At 62.0% G+C, this 17,303-nt stretch carries 16 protein-coding genes; 12 read left to right on the top strand and 4 right to left on the bottom strand.

Annotation, left to right across the window (positions count from 1 at the left end):
• The first annotated feature begins 53 nt into the window (after window positions 1-53).
• Window positions 54-1,535, top strand: a complete 1,482-nt coding sequence (gene gatB / locus JSS27_00330) for an Asp-tRNA(Asn)/Glu-tRNA(Gln) amidotransferase subunit GatB (GenBank protein ID MBS0207373.1) — start codon at window positions 54-56, stop codon at window positions 1,533-1,535.
• A gap of 136 nt (window positions 1,536-1,671) precedes the next feature.
• Window positions 1,672-2,478, top strand: coding sequence for an SAM-dependent chlorinase/fluorinase (locus tag JSS27_00325; GenBank protein MBS0207372.1), 807 nt, complete (start codon window positions 1,672-1,674; stop codon window positions 2,476-2,478).
• 6 nt (window positions 2,479-2,484) lie between these two features.
• Here the strand turns inward: JSS27_00325 and JSS27_00320 are convergent, their stop codons facing one another.
• Entirely contained in the window at window positions 2,485-3,330 is an 846-nt protein-coding gene (locus tag JSS27_00320; protein MBS0207371.1) for a class I SAM-dependent methyltransferase, read from the bottom strand.
• A 33-nt stretch (window positions 3,331-3,363) separates the two neighbouring features.
• Here JSS27_00320 and mscL point away from each other — a divergent pair, with 33 nt between their 5' ends.
• From mscL to JSS27_00305, 3 genes are all read left to right on the top strand, one after another.
• Window positions 3,364-3,759, top strand: coding sequence for a large-conductance mechanosensitive channel protein MscL (mscL, locus tag JSS27_00315; protein MBS0207370.1), 396 nt, complete (start codon window positions 3,364-3,366; stop codon window positions 3,757-3,759).
• A 337-nt stretch (window positions 3,760-4,096) separates the two neighbouring features.
• Complete coding sequence (locus JSS27_00310) at window positions 4,097-4,504, top strand: hypothetical protein (GenBank protein ID MBS0207369.1); 408 nt, start codon at window positions 4,097-4,099, stop codon at window positions 4,502-4,504.
• Between the two features lie 166 nt (window positions 4,505-4,670).
• A complete protein-coding gene (locus JSS27_00305) occupies window positions 4,671-5,834 on the top strand; it encodes an amidohydrolase family protein (protein ID MBS0207368.1) in 1,164 nt (387 codons plus the stop codon).
• Between the two features lie 380 nt (window positions 5,835-6,214).
• Here the strand turns inward: JSS27_00305 and JSS27_00300 are convergent, their stop codons facing one another.
• Window positions 6,215-6,439 (bottom strand): BON domain-containing protein, encoded by a 225-nt coding sequence (locus tag JSS27_00300; protein ID MBS0207367.1) that lies wholly within the window; start codon window positions 6,437-6,439, stop codon window positions 6,215-6,217.
• A gap of 355 nt (window positions 6,440-6,794) precedes the next feature.
• On the bottom strand, window positions 6,795-8,150 hold the full coding sequence (locus tag JSS27_00295) for a mandelate racemase/muconate lactonizing enzyme family protein (protein ID MBS0207366.1): 1,356 nt from the start codon (window positions 8,148-8,150) through the stop codon (window positions 6,795-6,797).
• A gap of 182 nt (window positions 8,151-8,332) precedes the next feature.
• Between JSS27_00295 and JSS27_00290 the strand changes: the two genes are divergently transcribed.
• Both JSS27_00290 and JSS27_00285 read left to right on the top strand, forming a co-directional pair.
• Window positions 8,333-8,512 carry a hypothetical protein gene (locus JSS27_00290; GenBank protein ID MBS0207365.1) on the top strand — a complete coding sequence of 60 codons (180 nt, stop codon included), beginning with the start codon at window positions 8,333-8,335 and terminating at the stop codon, window positions 8,510-8,512.
• A gap of 166 nt (window positions 8,513-8,678) precedes the next feature.
• A complete protein-coding gene (locus JSS27_00285) occupies window positions 8,679-9,014 on the top strand; it encodes a hypothetical protein (GenBank protein ID MBS0207364.1) in 336 nt (111 codons plus the stop codon).
• 144 nt (window positions 9,015-9,158) lie between these two features.
• On the opposite strand, the gene JSS27_00280 is transcribed toward JSS27_00285, so the two are convergent.
• Entirely contained in the window at window positions 9,159-10,514 is a 1,356-nt protein-coding gene (locus tag JSS27_00280) for a hypothetical protein (GenBank protein ID MBS0207363.1), read from the bottom strand.
• A 1,412-nt stretch (window positions 10,515-11,926) separates the two neighbouring features.
• Between JSS27_00280 and JSS27_00275 the strand changes: the two genes are divergently transcribed.
• The 5 genes from JSS27_00275 (at window position 11,927) to JSS27_00255 (ending at window position 17,279) form a co-directional block, all read left to right on the top strand.
• On the top strand, window positions 11,927-12,682 hold the full coding sequence (locus JSS27_00275; protein MBS0207362.1) for a cytochrome c: 756 nt from the start codon (window positions 11,927-11,929) through the stop codon (window positions 12,680-12,682).
• A 423-nt stretch (window positions 12,683-13,105) separates the two neighbouring features.
• Complete coding sequence (gene glgX / locus JSS27_00270) at window positions 13,106-15,184, top strand: glycogen debranching protein GlgX (protein MBS0207361.1); 2,079 nt, start codon at window positions 13,106-13,108, stop codon at window positions 15,182-15,184.
• Window positions 15,168-15,950: a 4'-phosphopantetheinyl transferase superfamily protein gene (locus JSS27_00265; protein ID MBS0207360.1), complete on the top strand. Its 783-nt coding sequence runs from the start codon at window positions 15,168-15,170 to the stop codon at window positions 15,948-15,950. Before glgX ends, JSS27_00265 begins: the two co-directional genes overlap by 17 nt.
• A gap of 321 nt (window positions 15,951-16,271) precedes the next feature.
• On the top strand, window positions 16,272-16,487 hold the full coding sequence (locus JSS27_00260) for a hypothetical protein (protein MBS0207359.1): 216 nt from the start codon (window positions 16,272-16,274) through the stop codon (window positions 16,485-16,487).
• A 405-nt stretch (window positions 16,488-16,892) separates the two neighbouring features.
• Entirely contained in the window at window positions 16,893-17,279 is a 387-nt protein-coding gene (locus JSS27_00255) for a hypothetical protein (GenBank protein MBS0207358.1), read from the top strand.
• The last annotated feature ends 24 nt before the right edge of the window (window positions 17,280-17,303 follow it).

Genomic DNA, 17,303 nt, shown 5'->3' with positions numbered 1-17,303 from the left:
GACTTTTTCGCTGACACGCGAATCTCTTGTTGTTCCGCCGGTGATTGCTTGCCATGACCGAAGCTGCTCCTTACACGACCGTGATTGGGCTGGAAGTCCACGTGCAACTGGCCACCCAGACAAAGCTGTTCTGCGGCTGTAGCACCCAGTTCGGCGCGCCGCCGAACACGCAAACTTGCCCGGTCTGCGCCGGCTTTCCCGGCACGCTGCCCGTGATGAATCGCCGGGCGTTCGACCTGTCGCTGCGGACGGCCTTGGCGCTGAACTGTCAGATTGCGCCGTTCACCAAGTGGGACCGCAAGCAGTATTACTACCCCGACCTGCCCAAGGGGTATCAGATCAGCCAGTACGATCTGCCGTTCAGCAGCGAAGGCTGGTTGCGGATCAGCGACCCCAAAGGGAAAGTCGAGCCCAAGCGGATCGGCATCATTCGCGCCCACCTTGAAGAAGACGCCGGCAAGAGCATGCACGACGAGCAGGCCGGCACGGCCGACAGCCGCATCGACCTGAACCGGACGGGCACGCCCTTGTTGGAGATCGTCTCGAAGCCGGACATGCGCTCGCCGGCCGAGGCCAAGGCGTTCCTCACCGAGTTGAAGCTGTTGCTCACCTATCTGGGCGTGTCGGACTGCAATATGCAGGAAGGAAGCCTGCGGGTTGACGCCAACGTCAACCTGCACATTTCCGGCGATGACGGCCAGACGATCGCCACGCCAATCGTTGAAATCAAGAACATGAACAGCTTTCGCGCGGTCGAGCGGGCGCTGACCTACGAAGCCGAGCGCTTGTACGAAGTGTGGCAAGAGAAGCACGAGAAGCTCGGCGACGTGCCGAAGCAGACCCGGGGTTGGGACGATGTGGCCAACGTCACGCGCGGCCAGCGTCACAAGGAAGAATCGAGCGACTACCGCTACTTCCCCGACCCGGACCTGGTGCCGGTGACGGTCAGCGAGGTGCAACTTTCGGCGGTGCGCGACGCGCTGGGCGAGTTGCCCGCGGCGCTGCGCGAACGGCTCGAGACGACGTACGGCATCTCCCCCTATGACAGCGACGTGCTGGTGAACCAAGGGGTGAAGCTGGTCGAGTATTACCTGACGCTGGCCGAGCAGAGTGGCGACGGCAAGATGGCCAGCAACTGGATCCAGCAAGACGTGTTGCGGACGATCAACGAGCAGGGACTGTCGATCGAGACGTTCCCGGTCAAGGCGTTGACGCTGGCCGAATTGCTCGGCAAGATTCGGGCCGGCGAACTCGACACGACGCGCGGGCGCGAAGTGCTGGCCGACATGGTCACCAACGGCCGCTCGGTGACCGACGCCATGCGCGAGCTGGGCATCGTCCAGGTCGACGAATCGGCCTTGATCGCCTTGTGCGAGGAGTTGGTGGCGGCGAGCCCCAAGCTGGTGGCCGACGTTAAAGCCGGCAAGATGCAGGCCGCCGGTGCGTTCGTCGGTGCGGCCAAGAAGAAGAACCCGAACGTCAATCCCGGGCGCATTCGCGAGCTGTGCTTGGAAATCATCGCCAAGCTGCCGTAGCCCTGTGCGGTGGTTCAATCCGTTTCATCGCCCAAGCCGGCGGCTATGCCGCCGAGGATCGGCGACAAAGTCGCCGGCTTGGTGAAACAAGAGTTGGCGTCCCCTGGCACGTCGGCCGCTGATTAGAATGGTCGACATGAGCGCGGCCTCGGTACGACCTGCGGACCTGATTACCCTGACGACTGATTTTGGCGCGGAAAGTCCGTACGTCGCCGCGATGAAGGGCGTCATCCTGTCGCACAACCGGTGGGCGCGGATTGTCGACTTGTCACATGGCATTCCGCCGCAGGACATCCTGGCCGGTGCGCTGGCGCTCGATCAGGCATCGCGCTGGTTTCCGCCGGGGACCATTCACGTAGCCGTCGTCGACCCGGGCGTGGGGACCGCGCGGCGCATCGTCTGCGCCGAGATCGCCGGCCAATGGTACGTCGGGCCGGATAATGGTCTGTTTAGTTGCTTGGCCCAGCGCACCCGTCCGACTACAATCGTCGCGGTTGAGGACCGGCAGTTTTGGCTGCCGCAGGTGTCGCACACGTTTCATGGTCGCGACATCATGGCCCCGGTGGTGGCGCGTCTCAGTCTGGGTCTCGATCCGTTGGCCTTGGGGCCGCGGCTTGAGTCGCTGGTGATGTTGAACAGGCGGGAGGTGGTCGTCGTGCCAGGCAAGATTGTGGGTGCGGTCGCTGCGATCGACTCGTTCGGAAATCTGATCACCGATATCGCGGGCGAAGCGCTGAAGGACGCGCCAACCGACGAGCGGTTGCAGGTCGAATGCGACGAACACCAGACGACGGGCCTCTATCAAACCTACGGCGATCAGCCGGCGATGACGCTGATGGCCCTGATCGGTTCATCGGGTTTCCTGGAACTGGCCATTGTCGAAGACAGCGCGGCCATCATGTTGGGGGTCAAGCGCGGCAGCAAGGTGACCGTCACCTGGTAGTTCCGTCTATCGCTTTCTCAACACCAGCACGGTGTCGGACAATTCATTGTCCAGGCGCATCGGTTCGTCGATCACGTAGTTGAAGTCGAACACGTCGCATAGTTCGAGTTCCGGTACGGCACTCACCGTCTTGCGCAGCTGCGCCGCCGTGTAAAGCCGCAAGTCGAACTCGGTCACCGCGCGAATGGTGCGTTGGCCATGCCGCACGAGCATGTTCACGCGCAGCCGCTCGCGGCGCAGTCGCCGGCTGCTGGCGATCACGCGCAGGGTAAAGACCGCTGTGGTCGCGCCGCGCCGGGCACGCCAGCGCTCGGTGCATTCCTCGAGCGCGTCGGGTGGCAGCAGGTGCAGCCCCAGGATGAACAGCCCGCCCGGCTTCAGGTGGGCCGCCACCTTACGCAAATGGGCCACGGCAGCCTGCTCGGTCAGCAAATGGCGGAAGGTGTTGAACGTGTTGTAGACCAGGTCGACGCGCCGCGGCAGCTGGAAGTGAACCAGATCGGCCTCAAAAACGTGGGCCGATAGCTTCCGTCGCGCTAATCGGCGGCGCAAGAAGTCGAGCGCCCGCCGGTTGTTGTCAAAGGCCGAGACCTGGTAGCCGCGCGACGCCAACTCGGTCACCAGCCGGCCGCTGCCACAACCGGGTTCGAGCATCGTCCGCACCGGCCGGCGCGCGTAGCGGTCGATGGCGGCCTGGATAAAGTCCGCCTCGGCTTGCGTCTCGTCGGCAAAGGCCAGGTCGTAATACTCAGGATAGTCGTACCACGATCGTCGCGACGACGCTGGCGAATGGCTATTCAGATCGGCGGCGATTGGATTAGAATCGCGCTGCCGTTGGCGGACTGTTGGCACCGGACACCTTTGCGGAGAACTTGCACCATGGGACTGATGAAAGAGTTTAAAGAATTTGCCATGCGCGGCAACGTGGTCGACATGGCGGTCGGCGTTGTGATCGGCGGCGCGTTTGGCAAAATTGTCTCGTCACTGGTCGGCGACATCATCATGCCGCTGGTCGGCGCCGTAACCGGCAAGCTGGACTTCTCGAAGCTGGCGTTCGACGTCAAGAATCCGGTCAATGACGAGCTTCTCGCTTCGATCGCCTATGGCAAGACCATCACGTCCGTGATCGATTTCATCATCGTGGCGTTTTGTATTTTCATGGTCATCAAGGCCATGAACGCGGCCAAGCGACAGCCAGCACCGGAGCCTGCCGCGCCTCCGCCACCGACCAAAGACCAGGAGCTGTTGACCGAGATTCGCGACATCTTGAAGTCACGCTAGACGTAAGACGCCGGGCGTTGCAATGTTTCGGGGTGATGCTCAAGTCCGCTGACTTGAGCATCACCCCCTCCTTCACCAATAGGCCTTGTCGGCGTGCTATCGTCCCCCGCTACGACCGTTGAATTCGGCAAGATTCACCTAAACTAACAACGGCCGACCCGACGAATAGCACTAGTAGGGCCAGCGTTCTATCCCGCCTCGACCGATCGATCGGCCGAGCAGCGCGGCCCGCCCAGAACCGCTCGACGGCAGCAGACCAAGGGGCCCGCCCGCGCGCGAATCCGCGTCAGCGCTGCCCGGCTGCCTTCGCGCCCCGGACGACCGAGAGGAACCGAACATGAAGCGTACATGGATGACGGCCGCGCTGTTGGTGATGGTCGGGTTTCAAATGGCGGCCGCCGAAAACCGTCGCACGACGGCGAAGGACGCCACGACCGACCACCCCGTCTCGATGGGCCCGGTGACGCCGACCCCTGAGATGTGGTTCTACGAACAAGCGGCCCGCGACTACAACGACCCCAAGATGGCCGTTCGCCACAAGGCCGAGTACGACGCCGCCCAACGCCGCGAGCGGATTGCCGCGCAAAGCTGGTACGGCATGAGCAAGGCCCGCCCCACGGCCAACCCGGTGCCCCACATGAGCGGCATCTATTCGCCGGCCTTCACGGGCAACACCCGGGCGCACGGCGAATGGCAAGCCCCGGCCAGCGTGGTGGTCCTGCCCCGCGCCGGAGCGACGTACTAAGCCGCACTTCGGCGCGCTTGAAATAGTGTTCGCAGGCCGCTTGAGTTCCAAAAGGGGGCGCTCAAGCGGCCTTTTTTTGCGCGACCGGCCAGCGGGGTGCAGAGCGGCACGCGGTGTGACATAATCGGGGAACCTGCCCCGTCGCGCCCGCCCAGGAACCCGCCCCATGAAATTCCTCGCTCGCCGTTTTGACACCCGGGAACCGGTCGAAGTCGCCCTCAACGGCGCGCGGATTGAACGCTTGCGCCCGGTGGCCGAGTCAGCCACGGCGCTGGCCGCGCCCTATGTCGCGCCAGGATTCGTTGACATTCAAACCAACGGCTGGGGAGGCCAGGAGTTCAGCAGCGCAGAGTTGACCACCGCGGCCGTGGCCAAAGTGGTGCGACAGCATTTCGAGTTTGGCGTCACGGCGCTGTGTCCCACGCTGACGACGCAAAGCTTCGCGGTCCACGCCCACGGGCTCAGCACCATTGCCGCGGCCTGTCGCGAGTTTGGCGATGTGGGGCACGCGGTCTGGGGCATTCACCTGGAAGGCCCGTACTTTTCCATCGAGGATGGCCCGCGCGGCGCGCACCCCAAGGAACATTGTCGCCGGCCCAACTGGGACGAGTTCCGTCGGCTTCAGGACGCGGCCGATGGCCGGATCGTGATCCTGACCATGTCGGTCGAGTTCGACGAAGCGCCGGATTTCATCGCCTTGGCCACCGCGTCGGGCGTGGTGGTTTCGATCGGCCACACCGGCGCGTCGGGGCCACAGATCAAAGCGGCGGTCGACGCCGGAGCGCGCTTGAGCACGCATCTGGGGAACGGCACCCATCGAATGCTGCGTCGCCACCCGAATTACATTTGGGATCAACTGGCCGAAGATCGACTGATGGCCAGTTTGATCGTCGATGGCCACCACTTACCACCCGAGGTGGTTAAGTCGATGGTCCGAGCCAAGCAGCCCGAGCGCTGCATCCTGGTCAGCGACGCATCGGGGCTGGCGGGCTTGCCGCCGGGGCGCTATACGAGCAGCGGCTGCGAGCTGGAGATTCTGGCCGACGGGCGGTTGGTGATTGCCGGGCAAGATCAGTTGCTGGCCGGCGCGTCGCTGCCGATCGGCGTGAACGTGGAATGCGTGATGCGATTTGCGGGTGTCGATCTGGCGACTGCGGTCGACATGGCGACCAAGCACCCCGCGCAACTGTTGAGCCGGCCGGTCAATTCACTGCGCCCTGGCGATACGGCCGACCTGGTGCTGTTCGACTTCGCCGGCCCCGGCTACACGGGGCTGAAGGTCAAAGCCACGATCGGCCAAGGACAGGTTCTCTCCGGCCGCGTCGCCTAAATTTCGCCACGGTGGCACGGAGACACAGAGTTTTGCACGGAGGGGATGAGGGGAGACCATTGTTGATCAATGACCAAGGACCAAATCCCAATGAACAAGAAGAAACAATGCGATTGTGTTCTTACTTGGTCATCGGGCATTGGTGCTTGGACATTTGGATTCCCTTAACTCTACTTCCTCCGTGCAAACCTCCGTGTCTCAGTGACTCCGTGGCTAGTCCCCTCTCGATCTCTTCTAAGAGCGCGCAAAAAAACGTGGCCAGAAGATGCGTTCTGAAGGGGGCGAAAGAGGTGAATCGACGGGCCGCGCTAGTTTTTGCAGACGTAGGCGAGTAGCTACCTCGGCTTAAAAAAGAATGGCTGCCGCTTACTGTGTGCCGACTAGCGAACTTCAACGGCGTCGATCATTTGGACCACGCCGGCCACGCGCTGGCAACACTGCTGCATCAACTGCTTTTCGTAGAACGAACGGACCTTGCCGCGAAGCGTGACCACTCCGTTGTGGGCTTCGACAATCAATTGGCGCAAGCTGGGGACATGGCGCGTGGCCAGGTAAGTCGAAACCCGTTGCTCCAAGTCACGGTCAATGTTCTGCGCGGCCACCATCAGCGTAAACTCCCTTGAGAAAGGTGCTGCCCGATCCGTTGCTGACTCTTTGGTGTGCGATGTCAAGCAACCGCCGTGCCGGGCTAGTTGTTGGCAACGCCGGGCAGTCAAAAACACCTACGCAAAGTCGTTGCGCCCTTAGCGGTTGTAAATCTTCCCGAAAAATTGCTGACAAAACAGTCAGCAACCTGACGCCCGATTTTTGCACGCAAAGTGTGCAGAAGCTGCCGAGGAACAGGGACCGGCGGCGGGAGAGGCGAGAGGCTTGGGGCGAGGGGCTAATGCAATGCAAACAAACGGCAAGGACCGCCGTCGGAAGGCATTCATTGCGCCAAATCGATGGGAGGCGCGTCCGCTAATATCCCAGCCCGGCGCCGTCGAGGACGTAGGTTCCCAGCGTCCCATCCTTAATACGGAACATCGTCGGGAAGCGTTCCCGCCAACCGTTGTTTCCCACCGGGCAATACTGGCGCGAGTTCCCTTCGATGGCTGCCACCGGGCCAATGCGGGCTGACAAGCTGGCCGAGTGGAGGAACGACGCGCCCGGACAGGTCAGATCCTGAACGCACAAGAACATGCCGTATTTCTGGGCCGCGGCTCCCATCAGCAGCGCCTCGGTCTGCCCCTTGCACGCCTTTAACGCCACGCCCGAGTAGCCCTGCTCACGGCAGATTAACAGGCTTTCAAAGTCGACCAAGGCCTCGTCGATGACCACCGGCTTAATGCGCGCCGCGGCGTGCATCTTGTTTTCCGCGTTCTGCTTCAAGTTGCGGCTTGTCGGCTGCTCGATGTATTGAATCCGATCGAGCGCCTGCGGCGAGCGCTCGTCAACCTTGGCCAGAAAGTCGAGCAGGTATTGGACGTTGGCACATTTCTCGTTGAAGTCGGTCGAGTACCACCACTCGGCGCAGCCGCGCTCGGCCTGGGCCTCGACGGCCACGCGTTCGATCTGCGCGACGCGCTCGACATCCCAGTTCAGGTCGTCGCCATTGAGCTTGATCTTCATGTGGGTCAGGCCGTCGGCCTTGATCCATTGCCCCAGCGTCTCGGGCAAACCGTCGCCGACCGGCTTGGCGACATCGGCCATCGTCAGCGGATCGAGCGCGCCGATCAGGTGGTACAGCGGCATCCGCGCCTTGGGCCGGCGCAGGGTGTAACGGTCCAAATACTCGCCACGAAACTCGTCGTTCAGATAGTGGGCGATGTCGTGGTTGCAGAACTCCTGACTGAGCAGGTTGTACGAGTTCCGCCCCAAGGCTTTGCCTTGAGCGTCGTGGATGGCGGCTTCGATCGGGCTGACCGCGACCAGTTGCGCCAGCCGTGGGATTGGCTCGGCCAGCTTCCGCGCTTTGAGCGTCTGTTCGGCGAGAGCCGCGTGGTTTTTGGCTAGGTGGTGCGTGATGTCCAGCGGATGTCCAAAGTCGGTGTACTTGGCGGCATCGGCGACGGCGCGCTCGGCATTGTCGACCATGCCTGCCAGGGTTTCCTCGCCAGACAACTTGGCGCTGGGCCAGGCCCAGGCGTTCGACATGGGCATCGAACCAAAGCCGCGACCGCGTTGACCATTGCGGGTCTCGACCTCGACGGTTACATCGACCAGGGTAGCGTCGGTGACCACGCGGCCGCCAAACTTGATCGGTGTGCGATAGGCGAGTTGCTGCTTGTCGAGACGGACGCTGAGCAGTCGTACGTCGGTAGGCTTGCCGGGCATGGAGCGGATCCTTGGGCGTGGGCAATGACAGGTTTACGGGCGGAGAAACGGTGATGATAACCCGCTCGCCAGCGGCCCGCCACTAGAGCCCCGGCCGCGCCGTGGTACGATGGGGCGATCGGTTTTCACGCCGCCGCTTGGCGGCGCTTTCAACTTGTGTACTCACGCGAGCGACCACTGCCGTGACATGGATTGCCTGGGCCGCCTTGACCATGATTCTGCTCGAAGGGGTCACGCTGGCCGTGTTCCCTCAGCAGGTGAAGCAGTTGCTGCACGACGTCGACCCGTTGGTGATGCAAATTGCCGGGGCGCTCGAAACCCTGATTGCCGTGGGGTTGCTGACGGCGCTGGTCATCTCGTAATCACGGCCGGTCGCTGATTTCCTGGGGATTTTCCCCGTTCCGCCTCTCCGAGATTCATGAGGTAGATTTGTACTGACGTTCGTGGGGTAAACCGGCGCGCCGATGGTCGATGTTTCGGCGTGACGCGATCGCCGCCTGGGGCGGCGCCGAGTTGGAGAAAGCAGCCATGAAGTGCAGTGAACTGGCCACGCAAATCGAACGCTTGCAGCCCGACGCCTTGCCTCGCGATGTGGCTCGGCTGTCGTTGCTGTTGAACAACGCCCACGCCTCGACCGATGCCTTTACCCAAGACGGGTTGCTGCTCGACGCCTGGCGTCAGGCGGGTTTGTGCTTACAGTTTGCCTCGGACCAGCATGCCGCCATGAGCCAGGAGCTAGATGACCTGGCCAATCTCGAGGCCGAAGGCTTTTCACCCGAGGCGCTCGAAACACTGTTGCGGGCGATCCGCGTGCAAAGCCAACTGATTCAGCTCTACCTGGGCCAAGGTGGCCAACCATCGTAGGGCTGTCCTCGATTCGACTGGGTGGCACGTCCCAAGCGCAGCGCAGGGCGTGGTGAACGGCCATCAAGCAGCGGAGTCGGTGCCCACTTCCCCACGCCCTAGGAGGGAGTGCCACCCCGACAGCTCGCCATGACGAGCATCGTACTAGGACCGCCGGGCCATCGAGCATTTGCGCGGCGTGACCAGCGAGCAGAGGGCGCGCGGCTGGGCGGCGAAGTTCAAGTGGACGCGGCTGCCGATCACCTGCTTGTGGGCCAGCAAGTTGCATTCGTCGACCGGGCCGCCGCAGACCTGGGCCACTTCGCCGGTCGGCTCGAAATGGAGATTCGGGTTCTGATACCCGCGCAGCGTCAGCCCGCTTTCACCCAGCCAGGTGTCCTGGGCTAATTGCAGCTCCACGGCTCGCAATGGCTGCTGTGGCTGATCGGCTCGGACGCACACCGGCACCAGGCCCGCCATCGCCAACTGTTGCTCGGCCGTGAACAGAAACTCGGCCAGGAAGGCTAGCCCGCCCCCTTCGGCGTACACGCGGCGACCTTCGCAGATGTGCCGCAGCAGCGCCATTCGCATGCAGACATTGTCGGCTAGTTGTGCTTGGTACAAGTCGGGACGGCCACAGCCCAGGTAGACCAGGTCGGTCCCTTCGGGCAGGCAGTCATCGTGCAGCGGCGAAAAGTCGACGACCGTGGCACCTAGCAGCTCGAGCATGTCGAGCGTGTCGAGGAAGTGGCAATGGAAAATCTTGTCATAGGCCACGGCCACGGTCACCGGCTGCGATTCAAACACGCGGCGGGCGTCTTCCCAGTCGCTGGACGCATCGGACGCCGGCCAACTGCCTGTACCGGCCAGGCGTAGCAACTCGGGCACCTTGGCATAGCGTTCCAGCGCGTCGCACAGAGCCGCGCACAACGGCAGCGGCAGTTCGGCGTCGGCTGGCGTTGAACGAATGGTCTCGCGAATGCGTGGCAGTTCGGGTAATCCCCCCAGCACCGGCAGGCCCCAGGCGTCTTGAATCTGTCGTGCAATGCGGCGCAGCTCGTCGCCGCCGGAGATTCGATCGAGCATCACGGCATCGGCCGTGGGACGTGGCGGCAGGCCATGCGCTTGCATGTCGCCCACGTCAATCAAAGCCAAACGGGGCAAGCCGAGCCATTCGCAAAGCTGGTCCAAACTGCCGCCGGCGTGTCGTTCTTCGACTTGGTGACCGTTGCCGAGTGCCGCGTCGAAGCGGCCCTCGATGACGGCCAGGTCGGAATTGCGCGCGGCGCGCAGGAACAGTTCCTGGGCCAGCGGCGCCGACATGGTCCAACTGTCCAGGTGGCGCGAGCCTTCGCCCGAGGCGACCTGCGCCCCGTTCACGCCAAAGAAGCAGCAGCGCGAATGAAAGTGTTGGGGCTGCAACGACCGGCGCACGAACAAGTGGAGCAACGCCCAGACCAAGAAGCGGCTGTCGGCTTCGGCCTGGATGGTTCCGATCGCCAGTCGAGGAAGCTGTGTCATGCTGGCGGTCTCGGCGAGCAAGTGGTGCGTGGATCGCGCGATGACCGCGCTGGCGGCCTGAACGACGTGTCGGATGTTGCTGGCCGGACGGCAGCTACTAGCGCGCCGAGGCTGACTTGCCGAGTGGATCGTGGCACGAGTCGCGCCCCTGTCACGCGAATCCAGGGAACAGCGGAAGAACGTAGCCCCGCTGCAATTCTAACACGAAGCCGGCGGAGGGAGAGAGCTTTTTCGGTAGCAGACACGGCGAGAAGGAGCGCGCGAGGCACGAGTCATGGCCAATTGGCCATGCAATACCTTGCGAATCCGGAATCGCGACGCCCGAGAATCGCCACGACGACTGGAAATGTCCGTATCAAAAAATAGAAACGCCTGATCCAAGGACCAGGCGTTTCTTTCTCGTTGTGGCTTGGTAGGCGAGTTTCGCCGTTTTGCCTTACCGCCAGACTACCCGCACGGGATAGCGGCTAAATAAGGCCAACGAAACTACTTCTTCTTGGCAGCCTTCTTCTTGGTCGCCTTCTTAGTTGCCTTCTTAGCTGCTTTCTTCTTGGCCACCGTACGTCCTCCTAACAACAGGGATCAACGTGCTGAACAACTCGCCGGGCTGGGACGGCTGAGCGATTCGATCGCACGCACTAACACTCCATGTAAAGAACCAAGCCGACTACACGGCCTGACTCTAGCTGGCTGAACAGGTGATCGCCGTACTGAGAGGTGATGAGCTACCCAACGGACGTCATGTCGCTGGGAGTCCTGCCCAAAGAACGAACCTGTCACAGACAGATGCGTTCAATCAAACCTGTGGCAACTTCCTTGTTGCACTCGGGTCCACAGGAATCCTTGTCCTGAGAAGCCCAGTTTGAAGTTCAAGCGATCACCATCGATCCGGCTTCACACCTGCTGAACAACTGACTGGGCACTCAACCTCGTCAATCGTTCTGCAAGCTTGTTCGATATAGTAGCGAGTTATGGAAATTGTGCAAGCACATTTCTGCTTCGGCGCAACGATTTTAGCGCCGCGACGCGCGACGTAAGCGCGCCGCAAGGCATTGTGCATAGGTTGTCGATAGACGCGCATCGAGCGCGTGATGACCAGCAACACGAGCTCGTGACAAGAGTGTTCCGTGGCTCCATTCGAGCGCTGTTTTTGAATGCAAATGTCGTCTCGCATGAAGCCTGTCGTTGAGTTTGCGCGAGTGACCTGACCGCGCTGGGTAGAGCGTGCTTCGGGCACCGAGTTCATGACTTGATTTTGTCACGTGTCACTAACAGACTAGAGCGCTGAGCAAATGATCCATGCCCACACGTTCGCGCACCTTTGCCGAAGTATGCGAGCGAGCTGATTGCTCGACCGCGCATCGTTCAATACACGCATATATTCCGGCTCTTTTTCAGGATTTCACCTCGCCATGACTCATCGTTGCGTCTGTTGGTTCTGCTCGATTCTGCTGTTGAGCGCGGGTCTATTCGGCGTGGCGCAAGTCGTCGCGGCGCCCCCGGCCGCACCGCCGTTGGCGGCGACGATTTCGGTCGACGATTTGGTCGCGCAGGTGAAGGCCTCGACCGAAGAAATCGAGCGCTGGTTGGATAGCGAAGCGAGCTACAACGAACACAAGGATCACGTCAAGGACGAGGCCAACATTTTGACCATCGTGGCGCTCGTCTTGGCCAAGCACGAGCAGAACCACGAACTGCAAAAGACCGCCCCCGCGCTGATCGCGCCGGCCCAGCAATTGGCCAAGGCAAAAAATTTCTCCGAAGCGCAAAAATCTTTGGTCAATTTGAAGGAAGCGCTGGGGGGACAGGGGGACGTCAAGGCACCCGAGTGGTCGCGCATTGCCGGCTTGGGATCAACAATGCGACGGGTAGCGGCCACCCATACCAAGCTGCGGAACTCGCTCAAGCGTCTCGATCCAAGACGCGCGGCCGATAACGCCCGGGCCGCTACGGTGCTGGCAGCCGTGGGCCAGGCGATCATCTATGACACCCACGAGGTCAAGGATCCTGCCGATTTGCCCAAGTGGTACACCATGAGCGCCGAGATGCGCGACGCCTGTGGCGAACTGAGCAAAGCGATTCGCGCCGGCGACAAAGGGGCCGCCACGGCCGCGGCCGAACGAGTGCAAAAGAACTGCGACGACTGCCACGCAGTCTTCCAGCCGTAGCGCCGCGGGGGCAACAACAACGCCGCGCGGGAAGCAACGTCAGTCAGGCCGCAACGATTGTTACGGTTCGATGAGTGATCACGGCCATGACGATTCTCGATTCAATGTAGCGTTGGCATACCTACCAAGCCGGTGGCTTTGCCACCGATCTCGGCGGCAGAGCCGCCGGCTTGGGTGAGCCAGCGATGCATGCTCCCTAGAATTGCTCTGGGGGGCCGCGACTATTTCACCGAGCGCTCGCGACTGGTCGCATGTGCGGCACTCCCCATCGTTCCGGTAAAACGCAGCGGTTTTCCGGGCTTTTCAAGGCATTTCGTGCCTTGAGCCAGGGCGTTTCTTGCCCTAGAACGTGCTACACTTGCAGAGCTTTTCGGCCGCAGGTTGCCGAAGCATTGTTTCGTAGCCGTTTGCCAGGTTCGGTCGATGCCGCTGCTGCACCCTTCACTACAGTTTACCCATCCTCTTCCGTTTGGCGCGATTCTGCAGGATGGAGGCGTTCAGTTCGTCGTCTTCAGCCGTTCGGCGACGGGCATGCGGGTGTTGCTCTACGACCACGTCGACGATCCCGATCCGGCTGAAGTCGTCCAACTCAACCCGGAACTCGACCGCTGGGGAGACATCTGGAGCGTGTTCGTCCCGGGCATTGGTCCCGGGCAGCTCTACCACTTCCAGGCCGACGGGCCGTTCGCTCCCCAGGTGGGCCATCGGTTCAATGGTCGCGCGCGGCTGATCGACCCCTATGCCCGAGCGCTGGCCGGCAATTACCTTCCCAACGATGACGGCATTACGCGTCCGCCCAAGTGCGTGGTCATTGACGATTCGTTCGACTGGCAAGGCGATCGCCACCTGCGGCGCAATCTGTCGGAATCGGTGATCTACGAAATGCACGTGCGCGGGTTCACACGCTCGGGCAATAGTGAGGTCGACCACCCGGGCACGTACCTGGGGGTGATCGAGAAGATCCCCTACCTGCAATCGCTGGGAGTGACCGCCGTCGAGTTGATGCCGGTGCTCGAGTTTCCGATCAACGCGCCCAACGGCCGCAACGAACATCGTCCAAACTACTGGGGCTACGACCCATTGGCGTTCTTCGCTCCGCATCGTGGCTACGCGGCCAGTTCGGAGCCTGGTGCCCAAGTCGTTGAGTTCAAGCAAATGGTCCGGGCGCTGCACCAGGCGGGCATCGAAGTCATCCTGGACGTGGTGTTCAACCACACGGCCGAAGGGAACGAATTCGGCCCCACAGTCAGCTTCAAGGGACTGGAAAACCGCGTCTACTACATGCTGGCCAACGGCGGCAGCACGTACAAAAACTACTCCGGCTGCGGCAACACGGTCAACGGCAATCACCCGATCGTCCGCGAGATGATATTCTTGTGTTTGCGGCATTGGGTGTTGAACTACCACATCGACGGCTTCCGCTTCGATTTGGCGTCGATTCTCAGTCGTGATCGGAACGGCGATCTGATGCCCAACACGCCGTTGATCGAGCAGATTGCCGAAGACCCCTTGTTGTCCGACACCAAGATCATTGCCGAGGCCTGGGACGCGGCGGGCGCTTACCAGGTGGGCTCGTTCGCCAACTTGCGGTGGGCCGAATGGAACGGCCGCTACCGCGATGACATCCGGCGGTTCTGGCGCGGCGATGAGCACACGCTGGGGGCCTTGGCCACGCGCTTGGCCGGGTCGAGCGACCTGTACCAATCGAGCAACCGCCGGCCGTATCACAGCATCAATTTCATCACGTCGCACGACGGCTTCACGATCAACGACCTGAACACCTATTCGTATAAGCACAACGAAGCCAACGAAGAACAGAACCGCGACGGCGACAACAACAACTACAGTTGCAATTTCGGCTTTGAAGGCCCCACTCGCCGCCGCCGGATCAACGAGTTGCGAAACCAGCAGGTCCGCAACATGCTGGCCACTTTGTTGCTCAGCCAGGGCGTGCCGATGTTGCTTTATGGTGATGAATGCCGGCGCACCCAGCGCGGCAACAACAACGCCTATTGCCAGGACAACGAAATCTCCTGGTTCGACTGGAAGCTGGTCGAACAGCAAGAGGATCTGCTCCGGTTCGTGCGGACGCTGATTCAGTTCCGTCGCAATCAACCGACCGTGCGGCGGCCGACCTTTCTGAACGGCGAGCAGGCGGCGGGGAACCCCTTCCCCGATGTCAGTTGGTACTCGGCCGACGGCGCCGGTGTCGATTGGAACAGCAACGATCACAGTTTGATCTGCCTGCTAGCCGCGAACCGCGGCACGGCCGCCAACGCGGCCCCCGCGCGGCATGTGATGATGATGATCCATGCTGGCACGCTCCCCCGGCAATTCATCGCGCCGTCCATCGCCCACGAGGTCGATTGGCGGCTGTTTGTCGATACGGCGGCCGAGAGTCCAGACGATATCTACCCCGAGTTCGATGGGCCCATGTTGCTGGCCGACGGTCGGGTGACGCTCGTTGATCACGCGTTGAAGTGCTATGTCTCGGCCGAGTGAATGGCAGGTCGCGCCGCCGGCACGGCTGCCCGAGCAACTCGGGCCCGACGAGGTTCACGTCTGGCTAGTCCGGCCCGACGATTTAGAAGTTCGGGACTGCCGCACGCGGGCCTTGGCCATGCTGGCACCCGACGAGCGGGCGCGCTATGACCGGTATCGGCACGTGCCGTCCCGAGATCAATTCCTGGCCGCCCGAATGTTGCTGCGCGGGGTATTGAGTCGCTACACCGACCAGCCAGCCGCCGATTGGACCTTCGCGACCAATCAATATGGCCGGCCCGAGATCGCCACGCCCGAGGTTTCGCCCCGGCTGCGGTTCAACCTTTCGCATACCACTGGTCTAGTGGCCCTGGCCACGGTGCGTGAATGCGATATCGGCGTCGACGTCGAAACGGTGAACCGCCGCAACGGCGGGGTCCATCTGGCCGAGCGGTACTTCTCGCCGTCCGAGGTGCGCGACCTTCTGCAAGTACCCCTGGACCGCCAGCATCGCGAGTTTTTCGACTATTGGACGCTGAAAGAGGCGTACATCAAGGCCCGAGGGCACGGCCTGGCGTTGCCGCTCGACGCCTTCAGTTATCACCTGAACGAGCAGGCCGCGCCGACCATTTCGTTCGACGCCCCGAAGATTGCCGACGAGCCGGCCGAGTGGCAATTCGGCCAGTCGTGGCCCACGGCCGAGCATCGACTGGGCCTTGCGGTGCGCGTGGGGCGTGGCGGCACGCTGCCGGTCGTGATGCTGCCGACCACGCTATCAGAGATTTAATCTTCACGCGGCCACGGGCTCACAGGTCCGCAGACCCTCAGCCCACGCGCAGTTTTTGCCGACTCGCGGTGCGGATTTTTGTTTCGCGAAAAAGATTTCCGCGAACTCACCACGCGGCGTGTGCGTACTCGTGCTGCACAAAACAACGCAATTCGTCGAGCGTTTTGCCACGCGCCCGCGCGCGGCCACGCGGCGACGAGCTAAATGTTTCGTGATTATCCTGGGGCGGCTGATTTTTGCTGGCTGACCGCGGCGCTGATTGACGATGAACCGAACATCCCGGGCATGCCAAATTGTCCTTGCTTGCAGATGGCAGCACTCATGAAACACCCCGCCAATAGCTCCGCGCTCGACCCCACCGCCGACCAAGAGTCGACTGCGGTGAGCGACGGTGGCGGCGGCGCGTCGGGCGTGGTGGAACGCTGCCCGGTGATCTATGCCGACCGGGTCTATCTGGGGACCGCCGGCCCGCGCCGCGTGCGCGTGGTCTGCTTCTCGCTCGACGACCGCCGCGCACTGACGAACAACGCGGCGTAGGGGCCACGCGCTGCTATGTTTTGCAGGGTCAGTTGTCCGTCGTCAGTAGTCAGTTGCAGGAGAAGCAGTTAGCGGCTAGCGATGAGTATGAGCTGGCGCGCAGCTGACCCATCATCACCGAGCCAGCGCTAGCCCTTCTCCCGCCGGGAGAAGGTGGCCGAAGGCCGGATGAGGATCCCCTCTCAACTTCAAATCGCGCCCACCTGGCGGGCGCCAATGCTGATCCTTGCCGGTCGATACCGTCATTCCCGCGCAGGCGGGAATCTAGTGGTGGCGGTTGACGTCTAGATTCCCGCCTGCGCGGGAATGACGCTCGAAACTCGAATGCCGCCTACTGATCGCCGTCCGATGACATCAACCGAAGTAGCTTTGGCGGAAAGCTGATTCACTCGCTATGATGCCGCCATGGCAGAGGAATCAAACCCTTATGAAGCGCCTCGGCAAACCGTCGAAGCTAACTCAGGTCGCTGGCAACGACCTGCTTTGATCGCTTTACTGTTGCTGGCCGGCCCGGTTGTTTTGGGCGCCTATTTCGGCCTGGGAATACTGTCGACGGTCGCCATTGCGATCGCGCTCAATTTCGCGATTCGCCACCTCAAGCGTTCGCAAGCCGAGCGTGGTGCGTCGGTGAACCCGCTGCCGTACTTTGCCCTATCGATGGCGGTGCTGGGCGGCTTCCTGTTGTGGTTGCGCTTTCGCCCCCCATTGATCGCAGGCGAAGTTCGTGGCTCCTGCTCGGCCGGCCGCCCGGGGCTCGCGATGGTGTCTTCATGTGTCCCTGAATGGCAATAAAAAAGCCCAGGGGGTGGAACCCCT

It is taken from the genome of Planctomycetota bacterium, from assembly GCA_018242585.1.
GTDB lineage: Bacteria > Planctomycetota > Planctomycetia > Pirellulales > PNKZ01 > JAFEBQ01.
This window is presented reverse-complemented; position numbering and strand designations above follow the sequence as displayed.

What these genes read in the sequence shown, in the direction of transcription:
- JSS27_00305 (MBS0207368.1), top strand. Translation starts at nt 4,671, where the DNA reads ATGAAATTCCTCGCTCGCCGTTTTGACACCCGGGAACCGGTCGAAGTC.
- JSS27_00325 (MBS0207372.1), top strand. Translation starts at nt 1,672, where the DNA reads ATGAGCGCGGCCTCGGTACGACCTGCGGACCTGATTACCCTGACGACT.
- JSS27_00280 (MBS0207363.1), bottom strand. Translation starts at nt 10,514, where the DNA reads ATGACACAGCTTCCTCGACTGGCGATCGGAACCATCCAGGCCGAAGCC.
- JSS27_00265 (MBS0207360.1), top strand. Translation starts at nt 15,168, where the DNA reads ATGTCTCGGCCGAGTGAATGGCAGGTCGCGCCGCCGGCACGGCTGCCC.
- JSS27_00300 (MBS0207367.1), bottom strand. Translation starts at nt 6,439, where the DNA reads ATGGTGGCCGCGCAGAACATTGACCGTGACTTGGAGCAACGGGTTTCG.
- gatB (MBS0207373.1), top strand. Translation starts at nt 54, where the DNA reads ATGACCGAAGCTGCTCCTTACACGACCGTGATTGGGCTGGAAGTCCAC.
- JSS27_00295 (MBS0207366.1), bottom strand. Translation starts at nt 8,150, where the DNA reads ATGCCCGGCAAGCCTACCGACGTACGACTGCTCAGCGTCCGTCTCGAC.
- JSS27_00285 (MBS0207364.1), top strand. Translation starts at nt 8,679, where the DNA reads ATGAAGTGCAGTGAACTGGCCACGCAAATCGAACGCTTGCAGCCCGAC.
- JSS27_00275 (MBS0207362.1), top strand. Translation starts at nt 11,927, where the DNA reads ATGACTCATCGTTGCGTCTGTTGGTTCTGCTCGATTCTGCTGTTGAGC.
- JSS27_00260 (MBS0207359.1), top strand. Translation starts at nt 16,272, where the DNA reads ATGAAACACCCCGCCAATAGCTCCGCGCTCGACCCCACCGCCGACCAA.
- JSS27_00255 (MBS0207358.1), top strand. Translation starts at nt 16,893, where the DNA reads ATGGCAGAGGAATCAAACCCTTATGAAGCGCCTCGGCAAACCGTCGAA.
- JSS27_00310 (MBS0207369.1), top strand. Translation starts at nt 4,097, where the DNA reads ATGAAGCGTACATGGATGACGGCCGCGCTGTTGGTGATGGTCGGGTTT.
- glgX (MBS0207361.1), top strand. Translation starts at nt 13,106, where the DNA reads ATGCCGCTGCTGCACCCTTCACTACAGTTTACCCATCCTCTTCCGTTT.